Annotated in this window: 14 protein-coding genes and 1 riboswitch; of the genes, 7 read left to right on the top strand and 7 right to left on the bottom strand. The window is 45.9% G+C overall.

Annotation, left to right across the window (positions count from 1 at the left end; translation table 11 throughout):
• Positions 1 to 22: 22 nt before the first annotated feature.
• From ASG85_RS04165 to ASG85_RS04155, 3 genes are all read left to right on the top strand, one after another.
• The gene (locus tag ASG85_RS04165; RefSeq protein WP_060645443.1) at positions 23 to 1,504 is read left to right on the top strand and encodes a copper amine oxidase N-terminal domain-containing protein; all 1,482 of its coding nucleotides are present in this window, start codon (positions 23 to 25) and stop codon (positions 1,502 to 1,504) included.
• A gap of 90 nt (positions 1,505 to 1,594) precedes the next feature.
• A complete protein-coding gene (locus ASG85_RS04160; protein WP_057303876.1) occupies positions 1,595 to 2,518 on the top strand; it encodes an FTR1 family iron permease in 924 nt (307 codons plus the stop codon).
• A 48-nt stretch (positions 2,519 to 2,566) separates the two neighbouring features.
• Entirely contained in the window at positions 2,567 to 3,337 is a 771-nt protein-coding gene (locus ASG85_RS04155; RefSeq protein ID WP_060645442.1) for a hypothetical protein, read from the top strand.
• Between the two features lie 700 nt (positions 3,338 to 4,037).
• On the opposite strand, the gene ASG85_RS04150 is transcribed toward ASG85_RS04155, so the two are convergent.
• Entirely contained in the window at positions 4,038 to 5,372 is a 1,335-nt protein-coding gene (locus ASG85_RS04150) for a 5'-deoxyadenosine deaminase (RefSeq protein ID WP_057303874.1), read from the bottom strand.
• Between the two features lie 71 nt (positions 5,373 to 5,443).
• Positions 5,444 to 5,543, bottom strand: a riboswitch (purine riboswitch).
• Positions 5,544 to 5,643: 100 nt separating this feature from the next.
• Positions 5,644 to 7,752, bottom strand: a complete 2,109-nt coding sequence (locus ASG85_RS04145; RefSeq protein ID WP_060645441.1) for a multicopper oxidase family protein — start codon at positions 7,750 to 7,752, stop codon at positions 5,644 to 5,646.
• 343 nt (positions 7,753 to 8,095) lie between these two features.
• Between ASG85_RS04145 and ASG85_RS04140 the strand changes: the two genes are divergently transcribed.
• The 3 genes from ASG85_RS04140 (at position 8,096) to ASG85_RS04130 (ending at position 10,496) form a co-directional block, all read left to right on the top strand.
• Positions 8,096 to 8,296, top strand: a complete 201-nt coding sequence (locus ASG85_RS04140; protein ID WP_029199448.1) for a cold-shock protein — start codon at positions 8,096 to 8,098, stop codon at positions 8,294 to 8,296.
• Between the two features lie 149 nt (positions 8,297 to 8,445).
• Positions 8,446 to 8,673 carry a cold-shock protein gene (locus ASG85_RS04135; RefSeq protein WP_029199449.1) on the top strand — a complete coding sequence of 76 codons (228 nt, stop codon included), beginning with the start codon at positions 8,446 to 8,448 and terminating at the stop codon, positions 8,671 to 8,673.
• 407 nt (positions 8,674 to 9,080) lie between these two features.
• A complete protein-coding gene (locus tag ASG85_RS04130; protein ID WP_060645440.1) occupies positions 9,081 to 10,496 on the top strand; it encodes a M23 family metallopeptidase in 1,416 nt (471 codons plus the stop codon).
• A gap of 54 nt (positions 10,497 to 10,550) precedes the next feature.
• Here ASG85_RS04130 and ASG85_RS04125 read toward each other — a convergent pair whose 3' ends face one another.
• On the bottom strand, positions 10,551 to 11,585 hold the full coding sequence (locus ASG85_RS04125) for a potassium channel protein (RefSeq protein WP_057303871.1): 1,035 nt from the start codon (positions 11,583 to 11,585) through the stop codon (positions 10,551 to 10,553).
• A 146-nt stretch (positions 11,586 to 11,731) separates the two neighbouring features.
• Between ASG85_RS04125 and ASG85_RS04120 the strand changes: the two genes are divergently transcribed.
• A complete protein-coding gene (locus ASG85_RS04120) occupies positions 11,732 to 14,083 on the top strand; it encodes an ATP-dependent DNA helicase (protein ID WP_057303870.1) in 2,352 nt (783 codons plus the stop codon).
• 393 nt (positions 14,084 to 14,476) lie between these two features.
• Here ASG85_RS04120 and ASG85_RS04115 read toward each other — a convergent pair whose 3' ends face one another.
• From ASG85_RS04115 to ASG85_RS04100, 4 genes are all read right to left on the bottom strand, one after another.
• Complete coding sequence (locus ASG85_RS04115) at positions 14,477 to 15,259, bottom strand: SDR family NAD(P)-dependent oxidoreductase (protein ID WP_057303869.1); 783 nt, start codon at positions 15,257 to 15,259, stop codon at positions 14,477 to 14,479.
• Between the two features lie 300 nt (positions 15,260 to 15,559).
• Entirely contained in the window at positions 15,560 to 16,558 is a 999-nt protein-coding gene (locus ASG85_RS04110; RefSeq protein WP_057303868.1) for an NADP-dependent oxidoreductase, read from the bottom strand.
• Positions 16,559 to 16,729: 171 nt separating this feature from the next.
• Complete coding sequence (locus tag ASG85_RS04105) at positions 16,730 to 17,815, bottom strand: alkene reductase (RefSeq protein ID WP_057303867.1); 1,086 nt, start codon at positions 17,813 to 17,815, stop codon at positions 16,730 to 16,732.
• 48 nt (positions 17,816 to 17,863) lie between these two features.
• The gene (locus ASG85_RS04100) at positions 17,864 to 18,613 is read right to left on the bottom strand and encodes an SDR family NAD(P)-dependent oxidoreductase (protein ID WP_057303866.1); all 750 of its coding nucleotides are present in this window, start codon (positions 18,611 to 18,613) and stop codon (positions 17,864 to 17,866) included.
• Between the last annotated feature and the right edge of the window lie 44 nt (positions 18,614 to 18,657).

Raw genomic sequence — 18,657 nt, 5'->3', positions numbered from 1 at the left:
ATGAATAGAGGAGAAACTTATTATGCGTAAATTTCTAGCAGTAGCTTTAAGTGTTTCACTAGCTTTATCTAGCGTTGTTACGGTTACATCTGTTGCTTTTGCAGAAAGTAAATTCCAAATCACGGAAGATCAAACGATCGCTGCCTCCATCAAGTCTTTCACGGATATCAAAGCTCTTTTCACGGATAAAACCGTACTTGCAGATGTTCAGAAATTATATGTAGATAAATTCCAAACTGAAGTTAAACGCATTGATACAACCATTAAAGCAGACGATCCTAAGATCGATGCGAACATCACACTTGTCCTGGACAGTGCTATCAAAGGCGATTTGAAAGTCGACCAAGCGAAACAAGCGATTGATAAAGGCCTACAATGGTACTACTTCTTGGCTGTACGTGATTTGGTCAACAACCAAGTGCGTCCTGCTTTGACTAAAGGCGATGTTGCCGGAGCGAAAGCGGCTTTTGATAAAGTCGTACAAATTTATGAAGCTGTTCTAGAACCAAACGTTGTGAAACGCGACGCAAAATATAGCTTAAACATGGTTTCACTTTTGAAAACAACGATTGAACTTATGCAAAAAGATATTAAAGAGAATAACTTGAATGAATTCAATGTTCACCGTCAATTCTTAGACAAAACGTTGATCAAAAACTACACACTCGCTACTTTTACATACGCAGAAAGCATTGCTACTAAAGCCCCAGCTGATCAAGCGGCAGCGATTACAGAAGGTTACTTCCTCTACATGCCGGTATACACCTACCTCAGAGGCGGCAGTGTCGCAGATGCGAACTTCGTGAGAGATGCCTTCGCTTCCGGCGATGCAAGCAAAATCAAAAAAGACGAAATCAAAGATGCCTTACAACGCACTATGATCGGAAAAGTATCTGAGTATGTGAACCAAGCTTTCATCAAGCTTGAAGCTGGCGACCTACAAGGTGCTCGCGGTTATGTGGCTGAAGGTACGATGTTCCTTGCTAGCCAAGAAGTTTTCTTAGGTAAAGAGAAATATGCGGCAGCAAGTATAGCGGCAACGAAATTCACAGAAGCTGTTAATAAATCCGATCTTGCTGCTACCAAAGAGTACGGTTTCCAAATTCTTAAGTTCCTCGTTGACAAAGATGGTTCCAGCTTGAAAATTGGCGACAAAGCGTATCAAGTGGACGGAGCTGCTTTCACAGCTGAAAATGCGCCTTTCATTAATACAGAAAGCGGACGTACATTGGTTCCGGTTCGTGTTATTGCCCAGGCAATTCAAGCTCAAGTTGAATGGGTAGATGCAACGAAAACAGTTGTTATCACAAAAGATGGTAAGAAAACAGAAATTACATTAGGATCCGATCAAGTCGTAGAGAATGGTAAAGTGAATGAGAAAGTCAAACTGGATCAACCGGTTATTATTGAAAACGGAAGCTCATTTATTCCATTGCGTGCTGTAGCTGAGTTGTTCAGCAAACGAGTATTCTACCAAAATGGTGAAATTATCATTCTTCGTTAATCAGTTCTGTTCATAGCGAAGACACTTGTGCCTAGTAGGCGCAAGTGTCTTTCAGCATGCTGAAACAAGGAAGAGAATAGGGGGCAGATTATGGATTTACAGGCATTTCTCATTACGTTTCGTGAGGCGCTTGAGGCCATTCTCATAGTTGGTGTAATCATTACGTATTTAACACGTATTGATGCCGTGCACTGGCATAAATGGGTATGGGTTGGTGTGTTTTTGGCTTTGATCGTGAGTTACGGATTGGCCCTGGCTTTCCAGGTTTTATTGACCGGATTTGCCAGTATGGGCAGCCAAAATTACTTGAAAATCGGTATCATGCTCGTCTCTTCCGGGCTGCTGACACATATGATCATGTTTATGGGCAAACAAAATAGCGAATTGCAAGGGAAGGTTCAGAGCAAGGTTGCACATATTCTAACCATTGGCGGCGCCATTAATATGGTCGTCCACTCGTTCTTAGTCGTTGTGCGAGAAGGCGTGGAGACGGTTTTCTTTTTTGCGGCAATTACAGGTGGAAACATACAGAAAGCACTCGAAAGCTGGGGAGCACTAGGTGGACTCATTCTGGCTGTCGTTATTGGCCTTCTTTTTTTCAAAGGGACGAAGAAAATTCGGCTGGGCACGTTCTTTCGCATCACCAGTGTGTTTTTGATGATGATTTCTGCGGGTTTGTTCGTGCAAGCCATCGGAATTATGCAGGATTTGGGCATCATTGGAAGTTTGTATCGAACAGCGGGACACCAAATCGGTGAAATATATAATATAACAGGATTTATGCCGGAGCATCCAATTGATGGTGTGCAATATCTCCGTGATTTCGGGAAAGAGCCGCTTATCAACGGCCAAGTCGGCATTTTCTTTAAAGCTTTCCTAGGCTATACGCAGAACCCTTCACTGGAGGAATTCGTCGGTTACTGGGGATACTACTTCTTGGTATTCATCTTGCTTGCCGTTCAGAAGAAGCGTCATGAACAGGAGCAGGTAGAGGAAGAGAAAGTGGCTGCGTGATATCTGCAGTAGAAATTTCGAATGGCAAAGCATAAGGAGCGAGGACTGATGACGATTAAGATAGGAATTGTTGGATACGGTCATGTTGGGAAGGCGATACATGCTTTGTTTCCAAACGCTGCGGTTTATGATGCACCTATGCAGGTGGGCAGCCAAGCGGAGGTAAACAAGAGCGATGTCGTCTTCGTCTGTGTTCCGACACCCTCGCTCCCGAGCGGCAAATGTGATACGTCCATCGTGGAAGAAGTGATTATGTGGCTGACAGCCAAAGTCATTGTGATTCGCTCGACAGTTCCCGTAGGGTTCACTGACGCTATGAAGGAACGAACGGGGAAAAGAATCGTGTTCCAGCCAGAGTACTATGGAGAAACCGTTGATCACCCCTTTTCGGACTTGCGTCACCGGACGTGGCTTACATTTGGAGGCGAATCTGAGTATGTTAGCCTTGTGATTCGGGCCTATCAGCAGGTCTATAACGCAGAAGTAAGAATCCGTCGGACGGATGCCCGCACAGCCGAAATGGCGAAGTATATGGAGAATTGCTTCCTTGCGCTTAAAGTGTCTTTTTGCAATGAGTTTTATGATATCGCCGGAGCCCACGGGATTGATTACAATGAGCTGCGGGAAGTTTGGCTCGAGGACCCGAGAATTGGACGCAGCCATACCTTCGTGTATGAGGATAGTCGCGGGTACGGCGGGAAATGCTTGCCGAAGGATGTTCATGCGTTGATTAGCATGGCGGATGAGAAAGAAGTTAATGCGGATTTGATGAAGTCTGTTCAACGGAAAAATAGCGACCTTCGTGCTTCATTCGAGTGATTATATAGTAAAGCCTCCTTGTCCACGGATTGTTCGTGGGTTAGGAGGCTTTCTTTTATATGCCGTCTTGAACAACTGTAATGGTGCCCATATTTCTGACATAGACTCGGTTCGTCCTTGTATTCAGGGCCATTTGAGGTGGGCTCTACACACAGCTAGATGAAAAAAGTGCATCAAAATATCGGGGATTCGACCGAAAGTGGGCATAACTTGACTAATTTGATGCAACTTTTGCAGCAAATCTCTTTCTCCTTAAGGTTTATCCGACGATATTTCCACCGAATCCACACTTCATGAACGTTAAGAGTCTTTAGGGACTTCTATTTTTACATAATACGGTGAAAATGAAGAGATAGCAGTCTCTAAAGGCTCTTATCCGATTGCTTTTCTCCGAATTCACACTTTACTTGACGGATAAGAGCCTCTAGGGACTCTTATTATTACAAAATACGCTGGAAATGAAGGAATAACAGTCTCTAAAGGCTCTTATTCAACTGCATTTCTCCCGAATCCCGAGATCAATCACGCAGAATTAGCTACTCCAAGTGATCTAAACACAGTACACGGAGCTAAGTACTCCAATCAATCTCCCCGCAGAAGTTGGTATTATCCAATTTGCAGCTATAGGGAGATGCAAAACAGCCTGCAATCCAACTAATGCTGCGCTAGTTGGATTGCAGGCCTATATGCGTTAGCCCTCTTAGCGCAGGTTGGCGCGCTTGAGCAACCGCTGGATGGAGCGGTTCGCTTCGGGCAGGACGATGTCCTTGTCGATCGTCCGCATGATGCGGTTTTCCATGACGATACGACCGTTAATGATCGTCGTTTCTACGTCGGCTCGCGTCGCGGAGTAAACGATGCGAGAGATCGGATCCACGTCGAAGGACGGATACGTGTGAAAGTTGTTGAGATCGAGAATAGCGAGGTCGGCCTTCTTGCCGACCTCGAGGCTGCCGATCTCCTTCTCCATGCCGACCGCGCGTGCGCCCCCGATGGTCGCCATGCGGAATACCGTCTGCGCATTCATGGCCGTCGGCCCGTGTATCGGCTTCTGGATAAGCGCAGCCAAACGCATCTCGTTAAACATATCGAGATTATTGTTGCACGGCGCGCCATCGGCTCCTAGGCTGACGGAGATATCGAGCTTCAGCATGTCGGGCGTCTCGGCAATGCCTGAAGCAAGCTTCAGGTTAGAGCCGGGACAATGGCTCACATGGACGCCTCGATCATGGATGATACGCTTCTCTTCCTCATCGAGCCAAATGCAGTGCGCCAGAATAAGGCGCTCATTCGCCAAACCGAGATGATCGAGGTAGACGACGTTGCGCATGCCAGTCTCTGCCTGCACAATCTCGATCTCGCCGAGATTCTCAGATGCGTGCGTGTGCACTTTCACTTGGTACTGCTCCGATAGGCTGCGGACCTCACGCAGCAGCTCTTCTGTACACGATATGACGAATCGTGGAGAGAACGCGTACTGGATGCGGCCATCGTCGTGGCCGTTCCATTTCTCTAACAAATCGACACTTTGCTGAAGCGATTCAGAGGTCTTTTCCTGCAAAGCAAAAGGAACCTCGTCCCCTTTGTCCATCATCACCTTGCCGGATAAAGCGCGCATGCCGCTCTCCGCAATAGCTTGAAAAGCAAAGTCGGTGTGGTGTACCGTCTCCATATCGACGATCGTCGTCGTGCCGCTTTGAATCAGCTCACCGATGCCAAGCATGGCGGAATAATAGATCGATTCCTCGTCATGCGAGGCTTCAAGCGGCCATATCCGCTTTTTCAACCAATCCATTAATTCCAAATCGTCCCCCTTGCCGCGGAAAATGGTTTGGCATAAATGAATATGGGTTTGAATGAAGCCTGGAATGATCGTACGGTGTTTGGCGTCAATCACCTTATCCACCTGTGGGGGATTCAAATCCGGGCCAATTGCTGTAATCCGGTCATTTTCGATGAAAATGTCCCCAGTAATCACATCTCCATTGCGGTTCATAGTCACAATTTGCGCATCTTTAATTAGAATGGTTGTCATCGTATAAGCCTCCTACTCCTAGTAGTGTATGAAGCAATGGACACAAAAAAACTAGCCACGAAAAATATGCCTGTCATGCGCACATTTTTCGTAGCTAGAAATTTACGGTTTCTAAGTAGAGACCCTTAATCCAATTATTAAGGTTATACGAAATGGGTAGTATTCAGTTCCTGCTTGCTTTCCTCTAGCCTAAACCGATACAGGTCATTTTGTCAACAGTCTGTGTTACCTATTCTGACATCCCCTCCCTCTTTTATGAAAACGGAGTCAATCATTCTGGATGATTAATCGTACCGCTTCCTACTGAGAATGGCGTCGTAACGCCTTCATACATAAGATGCATCGTCATTCCTGCTGCGGCATGTACGAGGTTATGGCAATGATCCATCCATAATCCAGGATTATTTGCGACGAAGGCCACTTCATAAGTTTCCCCCGGCAGTACAGCCAGCGTATCGGACCACCAAGGACTGCCCGTAGAAGGCTTACCATTGCGTGATAATACCAGCACATGATGACCGTGTAAGTGCATGGGATGTTCGACATTACCGCGGTTCACGATGGTCGTTTTGACGAGATCGCCTTTTTTCACCATTAGCATTGGTGTATTCGGGAATACTTCGCCATTCAACGTATAAAGGAAATCCAGTTTGCGATTATAGAACCCGAGTTTATTATCCAAGATCAAGGTGAAATCTCTGTCAAAACGGCTATTAGCATCAAAGGGTGTCGAGGTCAGGTCCCCATATTGAAGAGGATCGAAAGCGACCGTTTGAGGAAGCTCTGGAATTTCTCCCTTCCCATCCGGTGACATCAAGATGCCGCCGCTGCGGTCACCGCCAACATTCAGGTACACAGGACGCTCTGGCATGATGAACGTGATGTCATAACGACCACCTGTAGGTACAACCACATTCGTATTGGTCAACACACCGGGCTTATTCAGTTCCGTTCCATCAATCGCCGCCACCTCAAAATGAGTGCCGATAAGTGTGAATTTTTGCTGCACCCAATCGTCCGTATTAATAAGTCTCATGCGGACAGGCGTCCCTGGCGCGATTATCATGCGTTCTAATTGATCTGATGCGCCAATGGCGAAAGTATTGCCTTTCCAGCGATGAGTCATGACTGTGATGTCCTTCACTTGCTGCATGGTTTCCACCTTCGGCTCAATGATCAACGCTCCAAAAAGCCCCATGCTAACTGCTTCTTGTGAATCTTGGTGAGAGTGATACCAGAAAGTGCCCACTTGCTCTGCGCGGAAGCGGTATGTGTAAGTTTCACCAGGCATAACGGCATTTTGAGTGGCTCCAGCAACGCCATCCTCGGCATTTGGCACATCCAAACCATGCCAATGCGCGGTAACACCATGCTCGATATCTTCGTTGTTCAAAGTGACCTCAACCAGCTCCCCCTCTTTCATACGCAGTTCCGGTCCTGGAATTTGCCCATTGTACGTCCAAGCATCCACGGTTTTGCCAGAGCTAAGTGTGACCGTCTTTTTCTGAGCGGTAAGTGTAAAATGACGATCGGGCGTCCCTTCGGTAGGACCTTTTAGGTCAGCGACGGAAACCATATTGGCAGAGGGGCTGTTCATTCCCTCTATCCCGTGATTATGCGGACTCATATTCGCCGTTACTACCTGACCGCCATAATCGTGTGTCCCGCTCGCCATATCGATTTCTGCTGGTAATTGACTGTTGTTCATCGCCAACATAACCAAATAATAGACAGTTCCAGCCACAACAGCCATAACACCTACCATCGTTAAGGCGCGTTTCCAAAAGGTAGGAATGACGTAAGCTTCCATTTTACTTACCTGATTGAAACGAATCTGATGTCTCCACCAAAGTCCAGCTGTTAATAGTACAAAGGCAGCCAAAGGTATGGAAATGTCCAACCACCGAAATGGAACCGGAGGGACGAGTGAGAAATAAAAAGCGGTTAACGCGCCTAGTGCCGTCATTTGAAAAGGAATAATGAGACCGGGGCTAGCAGCTCTATGGTAAATAGTTGGCTCTATTGCGGCACCAGGCTCGGCTGAGCCTTGCTTCGTTAAGGACCGCAGTTTGATCAGTTTGGGAACCGATACAACCCAGATGGTCAAAATAGGCAGAACCACAAGCGGCGCTTGAATAAACACGCGGTCTTGCCAGAAGACGGGATCCATGGATTGCTGCATCCAAACAATAGCTCCAATGATAGCGGCAGCTGGAATAACTGGAAACCATGACCAGAACAGCAGCTTGCTTGCTTTACGGTGCATCCGTTCCAAACTCTGGCTATATAGTAATCGGGATGCTTTGACACTCCCTATCCAGGTGAAGATGACGAATAACAAAGAGACGAACAGTATGGTTTGAATACTTATGCTGTACACAATGAAAACCCTCCTAAGAATCGATAATTTCAGTATAGTTCCTCTATTTAAGATGGCACACGGTCCAGAGGCTAAGTGAATACCTAGACTTAAGTAGGGGGTTAAAAATACATCCGCTGACATTCGCCCATTTTTTGAGGTAAGCGGTTACTTTGTTTGTAATCAACTGGAAATAGTTTGCGTTTTCAAGCGGTGTATGGTATGATAAATCCAATCGACAAAAAGAACCTGAATTCACATATTGTAAAGGGTTTTCATTTTTGTTAGTGAACCTTATACAATGTGTGAATTTTTTCTCTTTGAAGAATAAAAAACATGTTAATAATTTTTGGAGGTATTTCTCATGGCTACTGGTACAGTAAAATGGTTTAACGCAGAAAAAGGTTTCGGTTTCATCGAAGTTGAAGGCGGCAACGATGTATTCGTTCACTTCTCCGCAATCCAAGGCGACGGTTTCAAAACTTTGGACGAAGGCCAACACGTTGAGTTCAGCGTTGTTCAAGGCAACCGCGGACCACAAGCAGAAAACGTTGTAAAACTGTAATATAATTAAAAAGACTGCCTTTACTTGTGTAATGGCAGTCTTTTTCAATTTAGCTTATGAGGGCGAAGAATGTTTTGCCAATAGCAAAACGCTACGTCAATGCTTACCAAGCTAGTTTTACTAACGTAAAACTCTAAGGAGGTTTATCCATGTATTCCAGAAAAAAGTCGCTTGAAGAGATGCCTCTAGAAAATGTGACGGTATGGTCTTGTGAAAAAGAAGGCTGTAAAGGCTGGATGCGAGATAATTTTGCATTCGATCACGTGCCGACTTGTCATTTATGTCAGTCCACTATGGTTCGAAGTGTCAAGTTACTTCCTTTAGTTAATAACACGAATACGGATCAGAAGGCGCTCAAAAAGGGCGTACAAATTTAATATAACGAAACCCGGAGGCATGGATGTCTTCGGGTTTTTTGTGTTCCCATGTAAGCAGTAATAAGATTTTGGCTGCAAGGCTAAGTGAGATAGTGGATATGCATAATCATTCGGTAGGCTATTTTTCAACTTGAAATTGCAGTTTGTACAACATTTTGAGCCCATTTGTTGAGAAATCGCCTATATTGGGCTCAATTGTTGTACAGTATACAACAACGAAGGGATAGAGACGGGATCTAAGCAGCAATTATTGCACTTTTTACAACACCATTCACCCGGCTACCTCAAGCGAGCATACAACGATCGATTCCGATGCTCTCAAACAAAGATAGCGTAAAGCGTTTATTTTAACGTAGACGTATAGCTAGCATAAATGAAATTACTCACTTGTAAGCGGGGGAGGAAAAATGTCAGTGAAATCAAGAAAACGTCGTCAATGGCCGCTATTGGCCGGCGCCTGCTTGCTTGCCGCATGTGTGGTGATTTTGATTGGTAAAACGCCATTCGGCGCACCATTCTCTTGGAAAGACAATACGCCTGCTGTTGCAGTAGCAACACCGCTGCCAACGCCACCACCGCGAGAGGCTATGGAATTCCGCATGCTCGACTTTGATCGCGGCTGGGTGAAATATACCGATGGCGGGATCGCGAGAACAGAGGATGGTGGGGCGCAGTGGCAAGAAGCACTCGGAACAGACATCACCGCCGAGGAAGCAGGAGGCACCATGCCAACAGGCGGGCCGATCATGGAGCTTCTTAGCCTAGAGGCAAGTTCAGGATCCGCCGGTCAGGACAGCCCAAAACCGCTTACTGTTACAGTGGGCAATGCTTCTTTACAAGTGAAGCAATCGCAATTCCTGACGCCTCGCATCGGATGGGTGCTTCTGGCCAGTACGAAGGATAGTAAAAACCCGCTGCTCATCACAACAGATGGTGGACAGACCTGGGTGGACGGTATGACGGCAGAGGTTAAAGAGGCCATTTTGAAAGAGAAAAATCATCTGCAGCAGCTGAAGATGGAATCGGCGCTCTACGGAACCAAGGAGGATGCTAAAGCGGTCATCGGTTCGAAATGGAAGCTCGTTCCGGATAGCGCAGCTCCAGGGGATGTGGTGCTGGTGCGTCATAACGAACCAGGGAGTATCACTTGGTTGAATAAAACGTATACCCTCCTGCCTTATGGAACGGGATACTTTACGTATTTGCCGATTACAATGAGTGCAAAGCCGGGGAAATATCTGATTGGTGATCAGACTCTAACCATTCAACCGAAGAAGTTCGAAACGCAATATCTGAAGGTAACCGCTGAGATGGAAAGCATGAAGCAGGACACGGGGCGCATAGCAGCCGACCAGAAGAAGATCGATCTGGCGCGAAGTAAGTCCGAGCCGGAGTTTCTGTTCAGCGGGCCGTTCGTGCAGCCCGTCGAGGGGATTTTGACGACACCGTATGGACATACCCGTTATGTGAACGGGAAATACGACAGCTCTCATCTGGCCATTGATCTGGCCGCGAAGGAAGGCACCCCGATCAAAGCTACGAACGACGGGGTAGTCGCGCTGGCGGAAACCCTATATTTGACCGGCAATGCCATCTATATCGACCATGGGATGGGGCTTTTCTCGCAGTACGCCCACCTCTCGGAGCTGCGTGTGAAAGCGGGTGATCGGGTCAAGCAGGGCGATATCATTGGGCTCGTCGGCACGACCGGTTTCTCTACCGGGCCGCATTTGCACTTTACCTTTTGGGCGCACAATGTGCAGGTCAATCCGAACTTGTTTTTTAATACGATACCGTTTCGCTGGGTTCAGCCGAAGGGATAAATTTGAAAGGACACCGACTCTCATCATTTATAGAGAGTGGTGTCCTTTTTTGTGCTATTTGCATTTAGAGATACGTTCATATGTATCAATATCGCAGATGACGAACAGCCGCGCATCTTCAGGGATGAGCTGATCCAGCTTGCGGTTGATATTCAATTGATCGCCGTCGGAGATTAATGTCGCACCCTCTTGGAGCAGCTGCTCGAATGCGTCACGGTAGGTGCTCCACGATTTTCTTTTGCTAAGAACATGAAGATTATCGCCCGATTGTCTGGTTAGAAGCTGTGAAACAATACGGGAAGAGCCCGGTGAAAAGGCAGAGCGAACGGCAAGTTGTGAGATCGTCTCGGATCCAAGAATGAACTCGTTCACGTTGACGTGCAGAAAGTTTTGCATGTTTTCGCTGTTTTTGATTTCCACAATGGAGTGCACGTTGCGGTAATTCCGCTCAATGGTCGTGGCAACGAGCAGTGTTTTGCCGTCGACAAAGGAGGGATCGCGAAGCATCGCTTGATCTTCCGTTGTTTCATTGGCAAAGATGAACACGGAACGCGCTTTTTTCATATTAGCTTTTTCCAACGTTTCAATGAGGGTCGGACTTCCTTGGATATAATGAACGCGGTCATGAACGATAGGTGTTTTCTCCAGCGTATCAATGAGGACGATCTCCGTTTCTGAGTCCGTGTTTAGAATTTCTTGTATCGCCAACTCGGCGTTTTTGCTCCAGTCTACGATCACAAAATGCTGTTCGCCTTGATATCTCAATTTGCCCTCTTCCTTTCGCTGTCTGTATACGAATAATGAGTCGATAACTTTACCGATGGTGACGGAGATAAGACCTATTCCGAAGATGTAGAGAAACATACCGAGGAATTTGCCTGCCACGGTTTTCGGAAAATAATCCCCATAGCCGGTTGTCGTAACGGTCGTCATGACCCACCATAAGCCATTGAAGAGACTGCCAAAGGTTTCTTTTTCCAATAGGTAAGCGCTCACGGAAGATAGGACGATAAACGCAACGGCTACGACGAAAATAAACTTGTTATTCATCCGCAGAAGTCTGAGAAAGAACTTACTGAAATAGTACATGTGGGTGGCCCTTTCATAAGTCTAAATGGCTTAAAATGAAGTCGACATGTATGTAACTTACTTCCATTTATAGTGAGAAAAGTAGCTATTTAGTACTGGTGCATGCTACAATGAAGAACAAATGTTCTAGGACGGAGAAAAAAGAGATGACCCCTAACGTCAACATTTCCGTGCGCTCCCTGGTGGAATATGTGTATCGAAGCGGCAGCATTGAGTCAGGGTTTCGGACGAGCCGTGCACTGACGGAAGGGACCAAAGCGCATCAAAAACTACAGAAGCAATATGGCGAGTCAGACAAGCATGAGGTTTATGTTTCGGCAGAGATCCCTTATGAGGATCTATTATTTGTCATTGATGGGCGCTGTGACGGGCTTCTGATGGATGCCGATGGTGTGACGGTTACCGTGGACGAAATCAAATCAACCTCATCCGACATTGGGCAGATCGAGGAAGATTCCTATCCGGTTCATTGGGCACAAGCGAAATGCTATGCCTATATGGTGTCCAAAGATCGAGGGCTAAGCCGTATACGAATTCAACTCACGTATATGCAGGTTGATACGGAAGAGACTCGGCGATTTGTTGTGGATGTGTCATCGGACGAGCTTGAGCAGTTCATGTTTGATGTGGTGGAGCGGTATTATCCTTATGCACAGGCGAGAAACGAACATGAACAGCGCAGGAATCAGAGCATCAAGGAGCTGTCTTTCCCGTTCCCGAATTATCGTGAAGGGCAGCGTAAGCTGGCCGGTGCGGTGTACAAAACGATAAACGAAGGGCGCAAGCTGTTCGCCAAGGCACCAACAGGCATCGGTAAGACGATGTCGACCCTATTTCCATCGGTCAAAGCGATCGGTGAGGGACTGCTGCAGCGGATCTTTTATTTGACGGCGAGAACAACTACCCGTACCGCTGCGGAAGAAGCTTATTCGCTTCTGCAGGCTGGGGGACTTAGGCTGCAAGTCGTCACGATCACGGCGAAGGAGAAAGTGTGCTTTAAGGAGGAAGTGCGGTGCTCGAAGGAGCATTGTGAGTTCGCAGACGGCTACTATGACCGGATTAATGAAGCAGTACTTGATCTTCTGAAAAATGAGACCATTATGACGCGCTCTGTCATTGAGACATATGCGCGAAAGCATCGGGTGTGTCCTTTTGAGTTTTCACTCGATGTCGCCTATGCAGCGGATGCTGTCATTTGCGATTATAATTATATTTTCGACCCTCGTGTGAATTTGAAAAGGCTGTTCGAGGAACAGAAGCGGCAAACCTCGCTGCTTGTAGATGAGGCTCATAATTTAGTGGATCGTGCGCGTGAGATGTATTCCAGCGTTTTAAATAAATCGGATTTCCTTGCGCTGCAGCGGGAGTTCAAGGGCGTTCGAGCCGAGCTGCATGATGCGGCCAAGGCGATTAATCAGTACTTTATTGCGATGCGCAAACAGATCGGGGATCGCCAGATGCAGGTGGAACCGGAGCTGCCGGAGCCGTTGATCGGGCTGCTGAACGTGTTTATTGCAGCAGCGGAAAAAGAGCTGGCCGGGGCAGGCGCCACACCGCCCACAACCCCGCTGCTGCTAGAGGCTTATTTCGGCGCACAAAATTTTGTGCGCATAGCGAAGCTGTACGATGAACGGTATGTGACGTTCATGGTATGTGAACGGAACGAGGTCAGCGTAAAGCTGTTCTGCCTTGATCCTTCCCACTTGCTTCGGCAGATGGGCAAGGGGTATCGGTCACATGTGTTTTTCTCGGCGACCCTCTCGCCGCTGTCCTACTTCATGGACACGCTAGGGGCAGGGGAGGACGACTATTCTGTGACAGTGCCGTCCCCTTTTTCCAAAGAGCAGCTGGATGTATTCGTTCAGCCTCTGTCAACGCGCTACCAGGATCGCGAGCGCAGTCGTGAGCCGATTGCCCGCTCGCTGTATGAGCTGATGGCGAAGCGTTCGGGTAATTATTTGGTGTTTTTTCCTTCGTATGCTTATATGAGCAGCGTATATGAGGCTTTCACTGACCTCGTAGGTGAGCAGGATGAGGACATGCTACCAGAAGAGGAGCCGAGAAGTCAGCTCCAAGTTCTCGTACAGCAGACGCAGATGTCGGAGGAGGAGCGGGAGCAGTTTCTTGCGAAGTTTCAAGCGGGAACGGAGAAGACGCTTGTAGGCTTTGCTGTGATGGGCGGTATCTTCTCGGAGGGCATAGATCTGGTAGGAGACCGGCTAACAGGCGTGGCGGTCGTTGGCGTCGGTTTGCCGCAGCTCGGGCCGGAACGCAATCTTATCAAAGCGTACATGGATAGTACCGGCAAAAACGGTTACGAGTATGCTTATGTGTTCCCAGGCATGAATAAAGTGCAGCAGGCTGGCGGGCGCTTGATCCGCTCCGAAACGGATCGCGGCGTTCTGCTGTTGATCGACGACCGCTACCTGCAGCCGCTATATCAACGTCTACTGCCAGAAGAGTGGCGCGACTACACAGTGCTGCAGGCACAGCGTTAGTAGTATTTGTCATGCTTAGCGTTGCAACAGGAAGTAAATCTCTGCAATTGTGGAGAAATAATGAATGCCATTGAAAAAAACCACTTTATAGAAGATTGGGAAATTTGTTCTAAAGAGGTTTTTTTATCGAACTTCTGATTTCATCCATTCAGTTAATATGGTTATATATTAATTTCTCAGTACCACAATTATCTCCAACAGCTTTGATAATTGACATGCAGACAAACCCGACCTTCACTGTTTTTTAATTTAGTGCAACTGCTGAAATTTCATCCTTTAAATAGGATGAATCTATCCAGGACGGTAACGAACAGTCTTTGTGACTTAGCGTAAGGAACGGCAATCTGATCAAAGCCCCCCGTATCGTTCAGTGTTTATCGTTTCTCATTCGGTTTAATGCCCCGTTCTGTCCTGTGAGGATCTAATCATGCGGGTCATCATCTTACGAGGCAACAACCGCGGCATAAACGCGATGAGTCGGTTTCGAGCACCAGGCATAATTAACGTCTTGCCACGCAAGAAGCCTCGATATCCTTCTTCAGCCACCTGACCGGCTTCCATGATCGCACCATTCAGCATCTTCGAGGCACCCATACCCGAACGATCAACAAAACCGGTTGATGTCAGCCCTGGGCACAGTGCAGTCACAGTAACTCCTGTGCCGCTTACTTCGTTCTCTAAAGCCTCAGTGAACGATAGCACGTACGCCTTCGTCGCGTAATAAACCGACATCATAGGTCCAGGGAAGAAGCCCACCAACGAAGCCACATTCAACACGCCGCCTTGCCCACGTTTGATCATATCCGGCAGGAAAAGCTTTGTCATAACCGTCAGAGCCTTGATATTAACGTCAATCATATTTATTTCTTGCTCCATATCCGTCTCCATAAAAGTCCCAAACAAACCGAAGCCAGCATTGTTGACAAGATAGTCAACGATGATCTCCTGCTCCTTAAGCTCGTTGAAAATCTCCTCCGGTACCCCAGGTGCCGCAACATCCTTGGCAATGACCGTCGCCTGAATGCCGTATTTATTCTGATACTCCTGCGCAAGCTCCAATATTTTACCCTCGCTGCGAGCTACCAGCACAATATTATGTCCACCCTTGGCAAAACGATCTGCTAACTCTTTACCGATCCCACCTGATACTCCTGTGATCAGAACTGTCTTTCTCATTTTGAGCCCACCTCATTTCTATTTTAGAATTTAAGCCATAGTAATACCGTTTTTTAGCTCGCTAGAATGCACGGCAACAAATAGTAGAATGAACATTCTAAAATTATGAAAAAAACTGTTATTTTACTATAAGCTGCATGGATAGATTAGCTATACGGAGAAGTTTTTCTTTTGTAATCGAAGTTTTGGCTATCACCCTTAAGCCAACCCCTAAATGATCTCGTACCCCCTTACTTCGTTCTACAGTATAATTTGTTTATTCTCAGAACACGCGAGCAACATCACTAAGTTGCTTATTATTTAGAAGGTCACAATCACTTTGCCCTGGGAGTGACCCGTCGATACTTTAATCAACGCGTTGTTAATGTCACCAAACGTATAAGTTGAATCTATAGAGGGCTTGATATTTTCTTTTTCAACAAGTTTAGTGATTTCTTGTAATTGACTTCCATTGGCTTGCACAAATAAAAAACGATATTCATTTTGATTCTTACGCGCTAAAGAATCTAAGCGGGCACCCACTAGACCAAACAATACTTTTTTCCACATCGGAAAATGATTGTCAACCGCAAAGCGATAATTAGGTCCGGCTTTCAATGATACCAATTTCCCTTGTGGTTTTAAAATGCCCAGTTCAGCTTTGATCTCTTTGGTACCCAAGGTGTCGATCACATAATCGATATCGGACAGTATGTTAGCATAATTCTCTGCCTTATAATTTATGAATTGATCAGCCCCGATCGACAGTGTGCGTGATCTGCCTCTTTCACTGCCACTTGTAATAACATATAATCCCATTGATTTGGCAATGGGGATTGCCATAGCGCCAAATCCTCCGGTTCCTCCAGGAATGAATAGCTTTTTATTCGGCTGGGCACGGAGTACATCGTGCAATGCTTGATAAGCAGTCAAGGCAGTAAGGGGTACCGCAGCAGCTTCAATAAAAGATAGATTCTCAGGCATGATGGATAAAGCGTCTTCATTCACGGCCGCATATTCAGCAAAAGCACCGATTTTATTAAGCGGCAACCTCGTATAAACAGGGTCACCAATCTTAAAATTAAAAACATCATCACCAACGGCTTCAATAACGCCAGATAGTTCATTACCTAAAGTTAATGGTAACTTATAGTCGGCAATTATCCGAACACTGCCATTCAGATTAAGAATGTCCAGTGGATTTACGCCTGCAGCTTTTACTTTGACAAGTACCTCATGACTATTGATCTGTGGTATGTTAACATCATTCAATTCTACTTGGATTTTTTTTGAATATTTCTGTATTTGTGCTGCTCTCATGTTTCATCCTCTTCCATAATACGGTGCGATTTATGGCATCAAGCAGAATTTTTAGGTTGACCCGCTCGCTATACCATTTATCAAATACGTTTTTTTCGAAAACATCGAACATCTTTAGACTAAAAACATGGCGCACAATTTTCAGTTGTACGCCATTTTTCACCCTTTATGCTATTGTAGCCCCTCTTGCGATTCTAATTCTTCCATCGTAGGATAATCCGTGTAACCTTTACTTCCCAAACCAAAGAATGTTGTCGGATCTGCTTCATTTAGTTGCGCACATTTTTGAAGTCGTTCCACTAAATCCGGATTGGCTAATGACCATACACCAACAGGTACCAGATCAGCAAGGCCACTATCTATATCCACACTGAGATCCTCCAGAGCTCTTCCAGCCCGATTGACTAACAATGGATTCGTCCAGATTGAGCGAATGTCTTGGAGCAGCTTTTCATTTCCAAGATGCATGACATGAAGGTAAGCTAAATCCAATTGAGCTAATTCCTTTACAAGGTAGCGATAAAGCTCAGGACCTTGTTCACCATCTTGGATCCCACCAAGAGGTGTCCCTGGGGAAATACGGAAGCCTGTTCTTTCTGCTCCAATTTCTTCGACGATGGCTTTCGTTACTTCGATCGCGAAGCGAGCACGATTTTCTATAGATCCCCCGTATCCATCTGTCCGTGCATTCGAATTTTCTCCGATAAATTGATTAATTAGGTAACCATTGGCTCCATGAATTTCAACGCCATCCGCACCTGCTTTAATAGCCGCTGCTGCTGCTTTCCGGAAATCCCTAATGGTCGTTTGAATATCCTCTTCACTTAACTCACGAGGAACGGGGATGTCCTGCATACCTTTAACAGTAAACATTTCTACACCGGGCGCGATTGCAGATGGCGCAACAGGTTGGCGATGATGTGGTGTATTATCAGGGTGCGACATGCGACCGGCATGCATTAATTGGATATACATATATCCACCTGCTTCATGCACTGCATCCGTAACCTTTTTCCATCCTTCAATATGTTTATCCGTATAGATTCCAGGTGACCATAAGTAACCTTGCCCATCATCAGAAGGCTGTGCACCCTCAGTAATAATGAGTCCCATTGACGCTCGTTGAGCATAATAAAGAGATGTTAACTCTCCTGGTGTACCATCTTCTTGCGATCTACTACGTGTCATTGGTGCCATTGCTAAACGATGAGGTAATTCCATTGTTCCAATGTTCGTTTTACTCCACAACTTTTTCAATCGGATACTCTCCTTTTTCAATGTATTCCACGGATATATGAATTGAATTTAAAGTGAAATTATTGGATAGATTTGGCCTCTCAGATTGAAATCATAGTTCTGGTCTACGATCCCTACCACTTCGTTGTTATCATAAAGATCCACCATGAAGCCCGCCATTTGTTTGGCAGTATGGAACTTAGGCATGTTTGCTTTGTAATCAAACTCTTCAGTATCTAATGATTTCTTCACGAATTCCGTTTCCGTTATAGCTGGTGCTAAGATCTTTGCCTTTAGTTTTGCACCTTTCATTTCTAGTTCTTTTGAAAGCCCTTCTGTGAAGGCACTAACGTAATATTTAGATGCAGAATAAGCAACGCTCCCAACAGCAATGGCATATCCGAGTGCGGATGAGACGTTAATTAACTGAGTTCCTTCTACATCAGCATAATCTCGTACATATAGTGTAGAAAGGATCGTTAAGGATTCGATATTAACACGTAACATAGTTTCAACTTTATCTAAATTCTGTTCTGCTACAAAAGAAGCTTCACCGAGACCCGCATTGTTAATCCAAGTCTCAATTTGGTATTCCTTTAGATTGCTATACAGTGTGTAGGCCTGATCTGTAACAGACAGATCACTTGTACGAATAATAACATTTACACTAGGATCAATTTCCTGAATTGTTGATTTAAGTTCTTCTAATTTATCCAATCTTCTAGCTACCAATATTAAGTTTTTGCCTCGTGCAGCAAACGCCAATGCCGTCTCGTATCCAATCCCTGAACTTGCTCCTGTAATAACTGTATACTTCATAATATTCTCTCCTTCATAAAATACAGATTAGTGTGAATGATAAT

Origin of the sequence: Paenibacillus sp. Soil724D2 (assembly GCF_001427935.1) — a bacterium.
Lineage (GTDB): Bacteria > Bacillota > Bacilli > Paenibacillales > NBRC-103111 > Paenibacillus_E.
The sequence above is the reverse complement of the archived record's forward strand: the minus strand, read 5'-3'. Positions and strand labels throughout refer to the sequence as shown.

Coding starts and splice junctions, on each gene's coding strand:
- ASG85_RS04165 (WP_060645443.1), top strand. CDS start 23: ATGCGTAAATTTCTAGCAGTAGCTTTAAGTGTTTCACTAGCTTTATCT.
- ASG85_RS04160 (WP_057303876.1), top strand. CDS start 1,595: ATGGATTTACAGGCATTTCTCATTACGTTTCGTGAGGCGCTTGAGGCC.
- ASG85_RS04155 (WP_060645442.1), top strand. CDS start 2,567: ATGACGATTAAGATAGGAATTGTTGGATACGGTCATGTTGGGAAGGCG.
- ASG85_RS04150 (WP_057303874.1), bottom strand. CDS start 5,372: ATGACAACCATTCTAATTAAAGATGCGCAAATTGTGACTATGAACCGC.
- ASG85_RS04140 (WP_029199448.1), top strand. CDS start 8,096: ATGGCTACTGGTACAGTAAAATGGTTTAACGCAGAAAAAGGTTTCGGT.
- ASG85_RS04135 (WP_029199449.1), top strand. CDS start 8,446: ATGTATTCCAGAAAAAAGTCGCTTGAAGAGATGCCTCTAGAAAATGTG.
- ASG85_RS04130 (WP_060645440.1), top strand. CDS start 9,081: ATGTCAGTGAAATCAAGAAAACGTCGTCAATGGCCGCTATTGGCCGGC.
- ASG85_RS04125 (WP_057303871.1), bottom strand. CDS start 11,585: ATGTACTATTTCAGTAAGTTCTTTCTCAGACTTCTGCGGATGAATAAC.
- ASG85_RS04120 (WP_057303870.1), top strand. CDS start 11,732: ATGACCCCTAACGTCAACATTTCCGTGCGCTCCCTGGTGGAATATGTG.
- ASG85_RS04115 (WP_057303869.1), bottom strand. CDS start 15,259: ATGAGAAAGACAGTTCTGATCACAGGAGTATCAGGTGGGATCGGTAAA.
- ASG85_RS04110 (WP_057303868.1), bottom strand. CDS start 16,558: ATGAGAGCAGCACAAATACAGAAATATTCAAAAAAAATCCAAGTAGAA.
- ASG85_RS04100 (WP_057303866.1), bottom strand. CDS start 18,613: ATGAAGTATACAGTTATTACAGGAGCAAGTTCAGGGATTGGATACGAG.